We start from the raw sequence: 15,216 nt of genomic DNA, 5'->3' as shown, positions 1-15,216 counted from the left end.
GAGACTTGCAGCGACTCGGGACGAACCCGTGATCACCGAGATTCCCGCGCCGCGGTGCCACCCGTGATATCGGAGGATCGGGCCACTGACGTCCTCAGGCGAACACCTCTCGTCTCAGGAACGAACTGCACGGTGACCAGACACACTACCGCGACGATCGCCACATAGATGGCCGGCGCGAGTGGCGAACTGAAGGTTTGGACAAGCAACGCACTGACGAACGGCGTCGTACCGCCGAATATCGCAACGCTCAGCTGATACGAAATGGCATGTCCGGTCGCACGGAACGACGTCGGGAAAAACTCCGGTGCTGCGACGAAACATGCACCGCCGTACAAGCCGACACCGATAACGAGGAGGAGTTGCCCACTCAGAGCAGTCAAGAACGTACCCGACGCCGCCAGCTGGACAGCAGGATACGCAAACAGCGCAATCCACGCCGCTCCCATCGTGAGAACACGCTTGCGTCCATATCGATCGCTAAGTATGCCGCCGACGGGGATGACGAGCGAGAGAACGACGATCGCCATGCCGTTCGTGAGTAGCGCTTCCATCGAATCAAGCTTCGCGACGCGAACGAGAAAGGTGTACATGAACCCTAGCAGCAGGTACGACCCCACTGTCTGGATCGGTTGAATCAACGCAACATTCAACATGCCCCGCAGCCCTCCCGATCGGAGCGCCGATGCAAGCGGATTACGGCCGTCTCCGCGATGCGCGGCCTGCTTGAACTCCTCAGGTTCATCGAGATTTCGGCGCAACCAGAAGCCGACGATCCCTATCAACCCACCCGCCAGGAACGGTACCCGCCATACCCAACTCGTATACGCGTCGGAGCCGGCGGCAAACTGCAGCCCGATCATCAGTCCGGCAACCACCGCGTTCGGCAAATGCGAAAAGATCAGCGTAATACCAACCCATCTGCCGCGGCTATCGTCCGGCGCCGACTCGAGGATGAAGCTCGTGCTTCCTGTGGTCTCGCCGCCTAGCGCCAGGCCCTGAGCGATCCGGCATAAGACGAGCAAAATCGGCGCGGCGAGTCCGATTTCCGCATAGGTCGGCAACAATCCGATGACCGCCGTGCCGAGCGCCATCAACCATACCGTCGTAGCCATGACCCGGACTCGCCCCAGACGGTCAGCCATGAAACCGAACAGCAGCCCCCCGAGCGGTCGCGCGAAAAATGCGACCGCATAGACGGCGAATGTGCTCAGCAGCGCAGCGGTTCGATCGCTTCCTGGAAAGAAATGCGTCGAAAGAATCGGCACCGAGAACCCGAAAACGGCAAAATCATAAATCTCGCCGAAGTTCCCGATGGAACCGGCAGCAAGCGTACGGGCCTTGTTTGTTTTGGCCATATGTCCCCCCCTCTTGGCATCATGCGTCGGAGAGCCGCTGCGAACAGCGGACCTCATCGTCCTTCAGCGGCCTTTTCCGCGGCGGCGGGTCCCGCCGACGGTGTAGATCGCTGCTGCCGTCACCACGACGGTCCCCTCGATCACACCCTGGTAGTTCGCGCCGAGATTCAGGATGTTGAAACCGTTGGTGAGCGTGAAGAGGAGCAATGCGCCCGCCAGCGTCTTGACCACGGAACCCGCCCCCCCGAAAAGCGACGTCCCGCCAAGGATCGCGGAAGCAATGACGGTCAACTCGGCACCCTGCATCGCGGTCGGGTTGACCGCACCGAGCCGGCTGCCGAACAGCACGCCACCAAAACCGGCAGCGGCGCTGCAGAGCACAAATCCGGCCATCTTGTAGCGCCGGACGTTGATCCCGGAGAGCCGTGCCGCTTCGGGGTTACCGCCCACCGCGTAGACACGTCGACCGACATTCGTCATCGTCAACACGAACCAGACGACTGCGGTAAAGCAAGCCATATAGATCACGGGCTTGGGCATTGCGAACGACGCACCGCCAGCCCATACGAGCGCCAATGCACATGCACCACCGACGATCATGCCGACGGACGCGACAGGCAGGCTGCGCGCTTCCCGCCGCGCGCGCAGCGCGGACCAGACGCCACCTGCGATAAGCAGAACACCGATGATCGCAAGCGGAATTGCGATGGCAATGCGTCCCGATTCGAACGCACGCATCGATTGCAGCACGTCGGGAGATTCGACGGACAGCGATCGGCCATCGGTGTAAATCTGCACGACGCCGCGGATCGCCGTGAGCGTTCCCAGCGTCACGATGAAAGCGTTGATGCCCAGATACTGCACGATTGCGCCGTTCAGGAGACCGGCTACGATCGATACGACCATGGCGACGCCAGCCGCCGGCCAGAAGCCGATCATGTCGGCAAGGCCGACAAGGACGGCAGCAGACAACGCGGCCACCGATGCGACGGACAGATCGAAATTCCCGGTAATCAGGATCACGGTCATCGCGACCGCCATGATGCCGACCAGCGAAGACTGGTACAGCACGTTCGACACGTTGGCAATGCTCAGATAGTTCGGCCGGCCCGTATACACGGTCACTGCCGAAATCACGAGGACCAGGAGGATCAGCGCGTAATAGACGCCCATCTCCCGCAGACTGAGCAATCTGCGCCAATCGGTTCCGGTCTGTTCCGGGCTTGCCGAGATACCCGCCGGGGGGCCGCCGGCTGGACCGTTGCCGGCACCACCGCTCGGCGAAGCAGAATGGTGTGTGGAAGTGATCATGTTCATCATTACTCGCTCTGTGAAGAATGGGCGCTGCTTTGCTGCAAACCGCCGGAAGCGGCGCTCTGCCCGCCGGCCAGCAAGATCAATTCATGTTCCGAGGTCTCTTGCCCGCGACGCTCGGCAACGACTCGACCGTCGCGCATGACCAGAATGCGTGCGCTGACTGCGAGGATTTCCTCGAATTCGGACGAAACGATGATGACGGCCTTGCCCGCGGCCGCCAGCTCACGCACGAGCAGCAGGATGTCGGTTTTCGCACCGATATCGATGCCGGCTGTCGGTTCGTCGAGCAGAAACACCTTGACGTCGCTGAACAGCCACTTGCCGATCGTCACCTTCTGCGCGTTGCCGCCACTCAGCTCGGTCACGAGGATGTCCGGCGAATCGGCCTTGATCTGCAATCGCCGAATGGCGTCTGCACCGCGCTTGCGCTCGCGCTCGCGCTGGGGCAGCCAACGGAGCCACGACACGCCGTCGAGTGCCGGCAGCGTCGTATTGCGCCAGATCTCAAAACCGGGAACCAGGCCCTGATCCATCCGATCTTCGGGAACGAGGCCAAGGCCCGCTTTGACCGCCGCGATCGGCGAGCGCCGCATTACGCGCCCTTCCACCTTGACGACACCCGTTGCATCCGAATCGGCGCCGAAGATTGCATGCAATAGCTCGCTTCGCCCGGACCCGAGCAGGCCGGCGATGCCGATCACCTCGCCCGCGCGAAGTTGCAGCGAGATCGGTTCGAGCTTGCCCGGCGAAGCGAGGTTCTGTACGTCGAGCAGCACCGGCGCGTCTGGACGGATCGGTTGCGGTGCAGCATGCTCGAGCGCGGCGATCTGACGCCCGACGATCGCTTCCGCAATACGCGCTTCGTCGAGGTCGCTCGTCTGCGCATGGACGACCGCCTGCCCGTCCCGCAATATCGTGACGCAATCGGTAAGCGCCACGACTTCGTCGAGAAAGTGCGATACGAAGAGGATCGCCTTGTTCTCGACGCGCGACAGATGGCGAACGATCCGATACACGACCTCCCGCTCGCTGGTCGCGAGTGACGCCGTCGGCTCGTCCATCACGATGAGCTCTGCGCCCGTACCCAACGCCTGCAATATCGCCACCATCTGGCGCTGGCCAATTGACAGATCGCTAACGAGTCGATCCGGCGCGAGCCAGTATCCGATCCGCTGGCACAGTTCCATGAAGCGCTTGCGGTACGCCGGATCCCGCCGCCAGGGGCCATCCACGCCGAGAAACACGTTCTCGAGCACCGACAGCGTCGAAACGAGGGGAATGTGCTGATGAATCGTTGCAATTCCGAGGTTGCTCGCTTCCTTCGGGCTGTTGTACTCGACGCTTCCGCCCCTCCAGATGATCCGTCCGCCGGACGCCGAGAATGAGCCCGACAGGATCTTGATCAACGTGGACTTTCCCGCGCCGTTCGCGCCAAGAAGCCCGTGGACCTTTCCTCGTTCTATGTCCAGATTCACGCCGCGCAGCGCGACGAGACCATTCGGATATGTCTTCGTAATTCCCTGAAGACGCAGAAGCTGGACGCTATTCGTCATGTTGCTGTCTCCTTGCCATGTCGCCGGGTCGTTCACGTGCTCACCACTCCGGGACGCACGCCGACAACGACGTCTTGGTCACCTGAGGCGTGTCGACATCGACGAACTTACCCTTCGGCGCGCCGGGGTTGGTGATCGCCGCATACAGGGTCTTGAACGCAAGCCGGCCCATCTTGCCCGGCTGAATGCACACGGTGCCGTCGACGTCGCCGGTCTTGATCGCGTTGATGCCGAGCTTGGATCCGCCACGGCTGACCAGCTTCGCGTGCGAACCGGCAGCGCGAACCGCGCGGGCGCAGCCGATCACCATATCGTCGGCCTGGTTGTAGAAAAGATCGACGTCGGGATGGGCCGTGAGAATGTTCTGGCAAACCGATTCGCCTTGTTCCGGCGTCCAGTCCGTGGGTTGAGACGCGACGATCTGATACTTGATGCCGGCTTTTTCAAGACCGTCCTTGAATCCCTTGGTCGCCTGCCATACGGTCGGGTAACCCGGCGCGCCTTCCACAATGGCGATCTTCGCCACGCGGTCCTTCGGCAACAGACGAGCGGCAATCTGCGCGGCGTCGGCGCCGGCTCGCACTTCATCGCTTGCGACGAGCCCGGCCAGTTTCGGATAGACGTCCTTGATCGGATGCTTCTGCGGATCCCCGATCTGCGTAGCTACAGCCACGACCGGAATATTGCGCGCAGCCGCGCGGTCGACCCAGCTCTGCGCGACGACTGCGTCGATCGGCAGCACTGCGATTCCGTCGACCTTTTGCGCAATGAGGTCGTCGACCGCATTACCCTGCCGCTCGACGCTCGTCTTCGCGTCGAGAACGACCGACTTGACGCCGGCCTCCTTCGCGGCGGCTTCGAAGCCTCTGGCAGCAGCGACATTGAACGGGTACTGCATCCCTGCCGCGACATAGCCGACGGTCAACTCCTTGGCACCGGCCAGCTGCGCGGACAGTGCAAGCGCACCCGCCATCCCGGCCAGGCCGAGGTACTTCCATTGCGATTTCATCGCTGTCTCCTGTTCCATCTTTTTTATCGAACGTCGGCGTTCTTGTTATCGGCCCGGCAGCCGACATGCCGGACCGAGGCTTGCAATCACACTTGCACGGTCTTCTGCAGAACGGTCTTCGTCACGACGAACGCGTCGAGCGTCGACGGTCCTCCTTCTCGACCAATTCCACTTTCCTTGACACCGCCGAACGGCGTATCGGCATCAGGGGTCCCGAAATGATTGATCGACAGCACGCCGCATTCGAGCTCCCGACCGATACGCTCCGCGTCGTGCAAGGAATTCGTGAATGCGTAGGCCGCGAGCCCCACGGAAAGACTGTTGGCTACCGTCAGCGCCTCATCGAGATCGGATACCGGCACGCATGCGCCGAGCGGTCCGAACGGCTCCGTCGTCATCGCGTCCGCGTCGAGCGGCACATCGGCCAGCACCGTGGGTTCGAAGAAGTAACCGCGATCGCCGATCCTGTTGCCCCCCGCGGCGACGCGCGCGCCGCGCTGTCGCGCATCGGCGACGAGAGATTCCATCGCAGCAAGGCGACGGGCGCTCGCAACCGGCCCCATCTGCACGTCCTGGCCGAATCCGTCGCCCACACGGACGTCCTTTACGCCATCGGCAAATGCCGACACGAATGCCTGATACACGCTGCGGTGCACAATGAATCGCGAAGGCGACGCACAGATCTGGCCGCTCGCGTTGGTCTTGCCTTGTGCGGCGAGCCGGCCGACCGCCGCGCCGTCGACGCCTTCACAAACGAGCACCGGCGCATGACCTCCGAGTTCCATCAGCGCCGGCTTCATGGCCGCCGCCGCCAGTTGCGTGAGGTGCTTGCCAACCGGTACCGAACCGGTAAACGTCACCAGCCGGGTGACCGGCGACGCGATCAAAGTCGACGAAATTTCGGCCGGGTTGCCAAATACGAGGTTCAGCACCCCTGCAGGCAATCCAGCATCCTCGAACGCTTGCACGACCTGGCACGCAGCTCCCGGGGTCTCCTCGGCCGCTTTCAGAATCACCGAGCAGCCTGCTGCCAGTGCGGCACTGACCTTTCGTGCCGCGGAGCTGATCGGCACGTTCCACGGCGTAAACGCAGCCACGGGACCGATCGGCTGCCGCAGCACGAACTTCTGCATTTGCGGCTCACCCGGCACGATGAGCCCATAGTCCCGCAGCGACTGCGCGGCATTCCAGTCGAAGAAGTTCAGCGAACGATCGGCCTCGGCGTATGCATGCGCGTAGAGCTTGCCGTTTTCGAGGGTGATCGTCGAAGCGATCTCGCCCAACCGCTCCCTCATCAGCGCAGTTGCCTTCCTGATCACCGCAACGCGCTGCTGCGGAGCCGTTTCGCGCCACGTCCGGAATCCGCGGGCCGCTGCGGCGAGTGCGCGTTCGAGATCCTCCGCAGTGGCCCTGGGGACACTTGCCAGGACTTCTTCCGTGCTAGGGTTTCTCACCTCGACGGCAGTCTCGCGATCGTAGATCCACTCTCCATCGATAAACAACCCGATTCGTGGATATGCATATCGTCGCGCGCCTTCTGCCATCTGGGAGCTCAACTTGACCATCTCTCGATTCCTTAGTTATAGAAAGCAAATTTCAACATAGGCCATTCGCTTCACATGAGAGCGTCTCGGACCGACACGCAGTTTTCAGGTCCATACGAATAGTTCATTCGACGCCGAACGCCTCATCGGTAGACAAATCTGAGCACCGGACGTGGGGCCTACGGCTCGCCAAGTCCGCTCCGGCCGAACTTACATCGATCAATCCTGGGTCCATGGACCAATTCCAGTTCATGCTAACGCGGTAGTAACGACCATAGCCGACGCAATGTAGAGATCCGACGCGCTGGACACCGGGATGCCGGCACTGACGAATCCTGAGGCATAGACTGGAACTGCGCCGATGCTACTAGCTTAAATTTCCACACTGGTTGCCTACTTCCGTCAAAAAGCTGTCTCCGTTGAAGCCAAGGTTATTGCCGCGAGAGACGTTAGGTCTAGTCGATTTTTCTGGCGTTGACGGTAAGCAACTCTGAATTCGGGACATAGCGGCGAAAGGCATCGCGCAAAGCCTGATGCAGACGGCATCGGCCAACAACGACGCGGCCTGCCGCGTTGTTGGCATCCCCAAAAATCAGGGAAAAACCCGATCCGAATCTCGCAGCGAAATCGTCGCGATTCAAGTGATCTCCTTGGCCCTCAGGTCAAGGCTCGCTTTTTCTTGGGCGCTGTAACGGCTATGCTGCGCACTCACTTTTTCGATCTAGGAGAATCAGCATGTCTGAAGTTTCCGCAGTAGCTATATCGTGGGCGAAACCGGGATACGAGGCTCAACTGGCAGAGGCTCTGGAAGGGCTGCTCGAGCCGACACACAAGGAAGCAGGCATGCTGCAGTATGAGATGCATCGCGACACGCGCGAACCACGCTGCTTCGTTTTCGTCGAGCGTTGGGAAGATGAAAAGACGTTCAATGCCCACTGCAATTCCCCGCACGTAGTGGCCTACCTGGAAAAAGTCGCAGGCTGGGTCGAGAAAAATACGATCCATGTTCTTCGGAAGGTACGGTAGCAAGATCAGTTCGGTCAGTTGAATCGCCAGCGGGTGTCGGAAAGCGGGACAGTCGCTGAGCCGCACCCATTGTGGGTACCTACGATCAGGACGAGACATCTCGAAAGACGTCTCTCATTCAGCGAAACTTACCGCTCACACCAGAAAAATCGACTAGACCTACCAAGAGCAGAGAAATAACCTTCATCAAAGGCCGTCGGAAAGATCGACGGCCGCCATGTCGCGACCCGAGCACATTCATGAAAGAACATCAGGCCAGTCTTCTGGCCGACAACTTCGTTTTCCTGGAGGCTCCACGCTGGCGCAATGGCCGGTTGTGGGTTTCCGATGTATTCGATCTGAAGCTGTACACCGTCGAGGCGATGGGAGGCCGCACTTTCGTTTGTGATATCGCCGGCCGCCCCGCCGGGATCGGATTCCTCGCGGATGACACGCCCGTAGTCGTGTCGTGCGCCGACAAGAAGTTGATGAAAGTGTGCGGAAACGAGGTATCGATTTATGCAGACCTTTCCGCAGTCGCCACCGGGGATCTCAACGATCTCGTCGTCGACGACGACGGACGCATCTACGTCGGAAATTTCGGTTACGACTTGTTCGGTGGTGCGCCGCGAGCACTGACGGACCTGCATATCGTCGAACCGGACGGGTCGATACGGGTCGCCGCATCCGAACTCGAATTTCCGAATGGTGCAGTCATCAAGGACGACGGCCGGACACTGGTCGTCGCCGAAACATGGCGCGGGCATCTCACCGCTTATGACAGGGACCCTCAAGGCAATCTGTCCAATCGGCGCCTCTACGCCGATCTCGGCGAGCGTCAACCGGACGGCATCTGTGCAGACGCCGATGGCGCCATTTGGGCGGGTTGCTACAACACCGGAGAATTCGTACGCGTACTCGACGGAGGCATCATCACGGATCGCGTGCAGTTTGACGGACATGCGGTCTCGTGTGTACTGGGCGGTAAGGATGACACGACCCTTTACTGTTGCGTCTACCTGGGAACCGACGAAGAGCTTCGGGCACGCGTTCCGCGCAGCGCCATCTTCACTGTTGAGGTGTCATCGCCTGGGCCCGGCTCCCGGGCCAGCCGGGCAAGTATGTGACCTGCCGCCCTCTCCCTAATAAAACGACATATAACGCGGAACTGCATCCGCGCGCGGATTTCGAATCCTTGCCCGTAGAGAAAGCCGCGCAGATCGGTCTGGGCATCGATCGACAAGCTCGCACGAATCCTGAAACGCTCGAGGATTCGCGCGTTGACCATATCAAAACGAGCAAGTGGAACGGAGATAGGAACGCAATATGACGACTCATCGGAAATGGAATTACGAAGGTAAGGTCGCCTTTGTGACGGGTGGTGCAAATGGTATCGGTCGCGTCACGGCATTGGCGTTTGCGCGAGAAGGCGCCAATGTCGTTGTCGCCGATCTTTCCCAAGAAGGCGCGGTGGAAACGGTACGACAGATCGAAGCCCTTGGAGCGCGCGCCATCGCCGTGAAATGCGATGTTTCGAAATCGGAAGATGTAAAAGTGGCCCTCGACAAGACGATCGAGACATTCGGTCGCCTGGACTTCGCCTTCAACAACGCAGGCATCGAACAACCTTTGTCATATACCGCTGATGTATCCGACGAACTGTTCGAACGAACCGTGCGCGTGAACCTCGGCGGCATCTTCTACTGCATGAAGCACCAGATCCCGCTGATGCTCAAGAACGGCGGTGGCGCAATCGTGAACACATCGTCCGGCGCAGGCGTCGTCGGCATTCGCGGCCAGGGCGCGTATTGCGCGGCAAAGCACGGTGTGATCGGTCTCACCAAGTCGGCGGCGCTCGAGTATGCAAAGGACGGCGTGCGAATCAACGCCGTCTGCCCGGGCATCATCGACACGCCGATGATCGGCCGGTTCACGCAAGGCACGGAGGAAGGCCGTCAATGCATGATCGCGCAGGAACCCGTCGGTCGACTTGGCAGGCCGGAAGAGATCGCCGAAACCGTCCTCTGGCTCTGCTCCGATGTTGCCGGGTTCGCAATCGGCCATGCCGTCGTGGTGGACGGCGGTCAGACAGCCGGACTCTGACCGCCTTTGCGGGACGCATTTATCCATGCGTCCCGCAATGATTTCCCGCAAGCAGATGTGCCGCCAGGCGGCATCATATTGAACTGCATCCAGGCATCCACCCGCCACGACAGTCATCGTCGCAGTCGGGTGCCGACTCCCGCAGAGATGCGAGTAGTGTCCCGATCCAGACACGAAATCGCCTCGCCGCCCACCATGCCGCATCTCGACCGGACGAAGCGAGCGCTCTTCCGAAGATCGCATCGACCGTCTCGCGCAGTTACCGGATGCCGCAATGATCGTCCATCGCATGAGCAGAATCGCGATTCAACAAGCCGATGACGACTTTCGAACGCACCATGAATCAGAATTCCGCCCAAACCCCTCTGCTGTGGATCGTGGCAATGGGCTTCTTCATGCAGACGCTCGATACGACGATCGTCAATACGGCCCTTGCGGCGATCGCGGCCAGCTTCAACGAATCGCCTCTTGCGATGCGTTCGATCGTTGTCGCCTACACGCTCACGATGGCGCTTCTCACACCAGCTTCCGGCTGGCTGGCAGACCGCTTCGGCACACGTCACGTCTACTTCGCTGCAATTCTCGTATTCGTCATCGGATCAATTCTTTGTTCGAGCGCACATACGCTGGATCAACTGGTAGCGGCCCGCGTGCTTCAGGGTGTCGGCGGATCGATGCTATTACCGATCGGGCGACTCGCGATATTGCGGAGCATGCCTGGGGATCAGTACGTGTCGGCACTCGCGCTCGTTTCGGTTGCGGGGCAGGCCGGGCCCATCGTCGGCCCGACGCTTGGTGGATGGTTTTCCGAGATGGTCTCGTGGCACTGGATCTTCCTGATCAACGTACCCGTCGGGATGCTCGGACTCGTCGCTGTTCGTCGTTATCTGCCCCGCGATACACTGCACGTTGCCCCGCCGTTTGACTTCGCCGGCTGCGCTCTGCTCTCTCTCTCGATGATTGCCTTTTCGCTCGCGACAGACGCACCGTTCGACGCACATCGTGCGACGTGGTCGATGGCGTTGTTCGTGCTCGGACTCGGCGTTGCACTCACCTACGTTCGTTACGCACGCCATCGCGACGATCCTCTTTTCAGACTGGCCCTCTTTCGCGAGCCAAACTTTCGCGTCGGCCTGATCGGAAATCTGGTTTGCCGCGTCGGATCAAGCGCAGTGCCATTCCTGCTGCCACTCATGATGCAGTTGCAGCTCGGATTCACACCGATCCAATCAGGTCTGATGTTGCTTCCTGCGGCACTCGCAGGAGCAACGGCCAAACGCTGGATCCCGCCGCTCATCAAACGGTACGGATACGGTACGTTCCTGCTCGCCAATACGTTGATCGTCGGCGCGTTCATTATGGCGTTCGCGCTGTTCTCGGACAGCACACCGCTCGCATTGGAGATTCTGGTGTTGGCGGGATTCGGTGCGACCAACTCGATGCAGTTTGCGGCGATGAACAGCGTCACCTTGAAGGACCTGTCCCGTGCGGATGCAGCTAGCGGTAATAGCCTTTTCTCGATGGTTCAAATGCTTGCGATGGGACTGGGCGTATCGATAGGTGGCGCGCTCGTTCATATTTTTTCCGCGCAGTGGGAATCAACCATCGTCGGTTTCCGGCTCGGATTCGTATGCGTCGGCATTGTTACGCTTCTCTCCGCGCTGGTATTTCGGAGACTCGATAACGCCCCGGGGGCCGCACGGCAAACTCCTCGACAAGCTGGATCCTGATTCAGCCAGGCGCAAGCTGCACGCTGCGCAAGAGCACCATAAAAAAGCGCGGCACGACGCAGGGTATGACGTACGTGCCGCCTAAACTTTTTGCGCTTGGAGATATGCAGGAGCAGCAGTGAAGCTGCCCCGTAGTGCGAATCGCAGATCAGAACAGCGTCATGATGCCGGCGACGACACCGAACTGACTGTGTCCGTAGTTCGGCGCGATATTGCCTGCCGCGCCACCCTGATTCTGGTTCGGCCCGTACGGATCGGCAAAGCCATTTCCCAACCCGAGATTGGACGTGGAACTGTTGTGGAGATACGCGAGTTCGGTATAGAAGAAGGTTCGCTTCGAGAGGCTGTAGGTGCCCCCGAGCGTGTACATGGTTGCGTTGCCGTTGCCGTTGTTCGCGTTCGCGTGGTAGACCGCACCAGTGACCGCCGTGAACGGGTTCACCGTATAGGTCACCCCGAACCACTCATGATCAACCGCCGTGGGTACACCTCTCACCCCTGACGGCAACGCACCAGTCGCAACGCCGTAGCTCCCGAGCGATGCCTCCGGCGCACTCAGGTGCTGATAGCCGAGATACGCTTTCAACGGTCCCCACGTGTAGTTACCGCCGGCCATGACGGATCGAGAACTGACGTAGACGTTGCTGAACTTTCCGTTCGGATCTCGCGTTTCATCGTAGATCGCGAGCACCTCCAGGTTTCCGCCGTTATACATCGCCTTGATGCCGTCGGTACGCCCCTGAGCGCCACCAAGTTGATTCGGTCCGGAGCCGGAAATACCGCTACTCGATGGTGCTGCGTTCCATCCATTGGGGTTATTCGTCAGGTCATACTGCCCCTTCACCGTGAACCCGCCGATGCTGGGCGACGTATACTCGAGCCCGTTACCTGCCTGCGTCCAGTTGCGGCCACGCACGAGCGTCGACAGAGCGAACTGTTGAAAGACCTGCGGATCGGCATCGTAGCTGTCCTGCATGATCTCGCCGGTACCGATATTGCCCATCTTGAACGTGCCATATCGATCATGGGTCATACCGATCCATGCATGGCGTCCGAACAAACTACCGTTGTTGATGCCGCCGTTCAGCGTATTGATACCGCTTTCCAGTTTGAAAATGGCCTTCGTCCCACCGCCGAGGTCCTCGGTCCCTTCGATACCCCACCACGATTCCCCAAACCCTGCGGTCTCCGCACCGATCAGATGTCCATCGGCTCGACCGCTCCAGTACGTCAAACCGTTGTCGATCCGACCATAGAGCGTGACGCTGCTCTGTGCGCATGCCCCAGAGGCAATCGCGAGCAACGAAAGACCAATCCATCCCTTCGCTTTCATATGACTTCCTTGAATTGACGTCCCCACCACCACGTAACAGGGGTCTACGATGGACCCCATCGTCGATCCGCTTCGCAGCGGATTGAGTTGGACTATATTTTCAAGGACGTCTATTCCGCATCTATCGAAATCGATAATCCTGATGCGCTTGAAGGCAATATTTTTTTGATGATCCATCGGCATCTGGTCAGATAGGTTGACCATATTCCGTCGGATTCCTTATTTCAATTCTCCTAAAAAATCCGACGGCGACGCCGTGGCGCATACGCTACCTCGTGCGACTCGGAAACATGCATCGTCACCAACATGCCGGGCACCACGCCATGTTGCACGACTGCAACGTAACATCGAGCGCTCCGGCAAACTCCTGGACGCAACGTTCCGCCGAAGCGAGAAATCCTTCGAACCAAGTTCATGGATCGGAATGCGCCGTTCGGCAACAAGACAACGCGTCGGGGCGACCGAGGAAATTAAATTCAGCCGGCATGGCCGTGACGGCCGGTGCGTTGGTAGGCGTGACGTCGCGTCGCGACCGCGTATCGATCTTTGATGGTGTGCCCGTCAAGATTGGTGTGCTGGGGATCGACCGGGGCTGTCGACGCCGCCCCGATCATTCGAGCATCATGAAAGTTTGGCGGAAATATCAATTGCACTTCGGCGACGCGCCGCTATCCGCGAATTGCGCATGCGCCTGCTGCGCAAGCGTCACTTTCATTGTTGCCGACTGTACATCATTGACCCAAGTACGAGGATTCGCACGTGCCGGATTGAAGCCGGCTGCCTCGTATTGAATCATTTCATTACGGACTTGCTCGCGGGTCAAGCCTTGCGAAGTCGACTGAGCCGATGCCATCGCAGGAATGAGGGCAGCAAACGCGGTGGCGACAAAAGCGATACGGTTGTTCATGACATTGATTCCAGAAAGACGGATATAGGGTTGCCGTATTCGATGACTCACCCGCTCGCGGCAAGCTCGTCATGCAAAGCGCATTCGGCATAAAAATCAACGTCTCCAGCTCAATGTACCCTCTGGTGCCGTGCTTGGTATGGTCGCTCTCGCCCGCACGGTGGGTCGACAGCCTTGTATCGCCCATGAGTGTACGTTTTCCAGGTAGCGCGATTAAGTAGCTATGTTTGCTAGGACCTATTAATTCTGCTCATGAATAATTGGACGTACAGTCGGCGTGCAAAAACTCATTGGTGTTAGGATTCTGTCACTTTCGACTCGGGAAACGCCGATGACTCGCGAAAACCTCAACGACCTACAAGTGTTTCTCGCCGTCGCACGCGAGAGAAGCTTCACGCGTGCTGCGGCACGACTCGGCGTCTCACAGTCAGCGCTGAGTCATACGATCCGCGATCTCGAGTCACGGCTTGGCGTTCGCCTCCTCACTCGCACCACACGCAGTGTCTCGACGACCGATGCCGGCGAAGAATTGCTCCAGACCATCGCGCCATGTATCGAAGAAATCGAAGCGAAGCTGGCGTCGCTGTCGGACTTCCGAGACAAACCTGCAGGTGTCGTCCGCATTACTGCAACCGATCACCCGATCGACACGGTCGTTTGGCCGAAATTGAGGAAAGTACTGCCAAAGTATCCCGAGATTCGAGTCGAGATCTCGGTCGACTACAGTCTCGCGAACATCGTTGAGGAACGATATGACATCGGCATCAGGTTCGGAGACCAGGTAGCGAAGGATATGATTGCCGTAAGGATCAGTCCGGACATTCCGATGGCGATTGTCGGTGCGCCCTCCTATCTCAAGGGGCGAACGCATCCGAAAACTCCCGAGGATCTCCTTCAGCACGATTGCATTACACTACGACTCACCACCATGAAAGGTGTGTATGCGTGGGAGTTGAAAAAAGGAAAGCGCGAAATTCAGGTCCGTGTCGGTGGGCAACTGACCTTCAACACACAGCCGCAAATGCTGCAGGCCGCTCTAGACGGATTCGGGTTGGCCTTCCTGCCGAAGGACGCGACGCAGCCATATCTTCGAAGCGGTGGTCTCCAATGTGTCCTCGAAGATTGGTGCCCGACATTTCCGGGCTACCACGCTTACTATCCGAGCCGCCGTCAGGCATCGCGAGCATTCTCCGTCGTGATTGACGCATTGAAACATCGTGCCTGATGTCCGGTCGATGAGATTGGCCGCTAAAAGCCTGCAATCCGACTGATCAGAAACATCAGCTACAGGAACTATCCCGCAAGTCGACGAGCCACTCTCGGTCGCACTTTTACATATACGGACGTCCACGCGTGG

At 59.4% G+C, this 15,216-nt stretch carries 13 protein-coding genes; 5 read left to right on the top strand and 8 right to left on the bottom strand.

Annotation, left to right across the window (positions count from 1 at the left end):
- Positions 1 to 32 precede the first annotated feature (32 nt).
- The 6 genes from U4Y91_RS23100 to U4Y91_RS23075 all read right to left on the bottom strand — a co-directional run bounded on the left by U4Y91_RS23100 (position 33) and on the right by U4Y91_RS23075 (position 7,422).
- Positions 33 to 1,358 carry an MFS transporter gene (locus U4Y91_RS23100; protein ID WP_321807023.1) on the bottom strand — a complete coding sequence of 442 codons (1,326 nt, stop codon included), beginning with the start codon at positions 1,356 to 1,358 and terminating at the stop codon, positions 33 to 35.
- Positions 1,359 to 1,421: 63 nt separating this feature from the next.
- Complete coding sequence (locus tag U4Y91_RS23095) at positions 1,422 to 2,678, bottom strand: ABC transporter permease (RefSeq protein WP_321807022.1); 1,257 nt, start codon at positions 2,676 to 2,678, stop codon at positions 1,422 to 1,424.
- Positions 2,678 to 4,228, bottom strand: coding sequence for a sugar ABC transporter ATP-binding protein (locus U4Y91_RS23090; protein ID WP_321807021.1), 1,551 nt, complete (start codon positions 4,226 to 4,228; stop codon positions 2,678 to 2,680). The genes U4Y91_RS23095 and U4Y91_RS23090 overlap by 1 nt, the downstream gene beginning before the upstream one ends.
- A gap of 40 nt (positions 4,229 to 4,268) precedes the next feature.
- Positions 4,269 to 5,237 carry a sugar ABC transporter substrate-binding protein gene (locus tag U4Y91_RS23085; RefSeq protein ID WP_321807020.1) on the bottom strand — a complete coding sequence of 323 codons (969 nt, stop codon included), beginning with the start codon at positions 5,235 to 5,237 and terminating at the stop codon, positions 4,269 to 4,271.
- An 86-nt stretch (positions 5,238 to 5,323) separates the two neighbouring features.
- Positions 5,324 to 6,802, bottom strand: coding sequence for an NAD-dependent succinate-semialdehyde dehydrogenase (locus tag U4Y91_RS23080; RefSeq protein WP_321807019.1), 1,479 nt, complete (start codon positions 6,800 to 6,802; stop codon positions 5,324 to 5,326).
- Positions 6,803 to 7,236: 434 nt separating this feature from the next.
- Positions 7,237 to 7,422, bottom strand: coding sequence for a hypothetical protein (locus U4Y91_RS23075; RefSeq protein ID WP_321807018.1), 186 nt, complete (start codon positions 7,420 to 7,422; stop codon positions 7,237 to 7,239).
- A gap of 94 nt (positions 7,423 to 7,516) precedes the next feature.
- Between U4Y91_RS23075 and U4Y91_RS23070 the strand changes: the two genes are divergently transcribed.
- The 4 genes from U4Y91_RS23070 to U4Y91_RS23055 all read left to right on the top strand — a co-directional run bounded on the left by U4Y91_RS23070 (position 7,517) and on the right by U4Y91_RS23055 (position 11,619).
- Positions 7,517 to 7,807 carry a putative quinol monooxygenase gene (locus U4Y91_RS23070; RefSeq protein ID WP_321807017.1) on the top strand — a complete coding sequence of 97 codons (291 nt, stop codon included), beginning with the start codon at positions 7,517 to 7,519 and terminating at the stop codon, positions 7,805 to 7,807.
- A 239-nt stretch (positions 7,808 to 8,046) separates the two neighbouring features.
- Positions 8,047 to 8,913 carry an SMP-30/gluconolactonase/LRE family protein gene (locus tag U4Y91_RS23065; RefSeq protein ID WP_321807016.1) on the top strand — a complete coding sequence of 289 codons (867 nt, stop codon included), beginning with the start codon at positions 8,047 to 8,049 and terminating at the stop codon, positions 8,911 to 8,913.
- Positions 8,914 to 9,112: 199 nt separating this feature from the next.
- Positions 9,113 to 9,889: an SDR family oxidoreductase gene (locus U4Y91_RS23060; protein ID WP_321807015.1), complete on the top strand. Its 777-nt coding sequence runs from the start codon at positions 9,113 to 9,115 to the stop codon at positions 9,887 to 9,889.
- A gap of 338 nt (positions 9,890 to 10,227) precedes the next feature.
- A complete protein-coding gene (locus U4Y91_RS23055; protein WP_321807014.1) occupies positions 10,228 to 11,619 on the top strand; it encodes an MFS transporter in 1,392 nt (463 codons plus the stop codon).
- 148 nt (positions 11,620 to 11,767) lie between these two features.
- Here the strand turns inward: U4Y91_RS23055 and U4Y91_RS23050 are convergent, their stop codons facing one another.
- Together U4Y91_RS23050 and U4Y91_RS23045 are read right to left on the bottom strand one after the other, a co-directional pair.
- The gene (locus U4Y91_RS23050; protein ID WP_321807013.1) at positions 11,768 to 13,129 is read right to left on the bottom strand and encodes a porin; all 1,362 of its coding nucleotides are present in this window, start codon (positions 13,127 to 13,129) and stop codon (positions 11,768 to 11,770) included.
- 466 nt (positions 13,130 to 13,595) lie between these two features.
- Positions 13,596 to 13,859 carry a DUF4148 domain-containing protein gene (locus U4Y91_RS23045; RefSeq protein WP_321807012.1) on the bottom strand — a complete coding sequence of 88 codons (264 nt, stop codon included), beginning with the start codon at positions 13,857 to 13,859 and terminating at the stop codon, positions 13,596 to 13,598.
- A 331-nt stretch (positions 13,860 to 14,190) separates the two neighbouring features.
- Here U4Y91_RS23045 and U4Y91_RS23040 point away from each other — a divergent pair, with 331 nt between their 5' ends.
- Positions 14,191 to 15,084 carry a LysR family transcriptional regulator gene (locus tag U4Y91_RS23040; RefSeq protein ID WP_321807011.1) on the top strand — a complete coding sequence of 298 codons (894 nt, stop codon included), beginning with the start codon at positions 14,191 to 14,193 and terminating at the stop codon, positions 15,082 to 15,084.
- The last annotated feature ends 132 nt before the right edge of the window (positions 15,085 to 15,216 follow it).

It is taken from the genome of Burkholderia sp. BCC1993 (assembly GCF_905339865.1).
GTDB lineage: Bacteria > Pseudomonadota > Gammaproteobacteria > Burkholderiales > Burkholderiaceae > Burkholderia.
The sequence above is the reverse complement of the archived record's forward strand: the minus strand, read 5'-3'. Positions and strand labels throughout refer to the sequence as shown.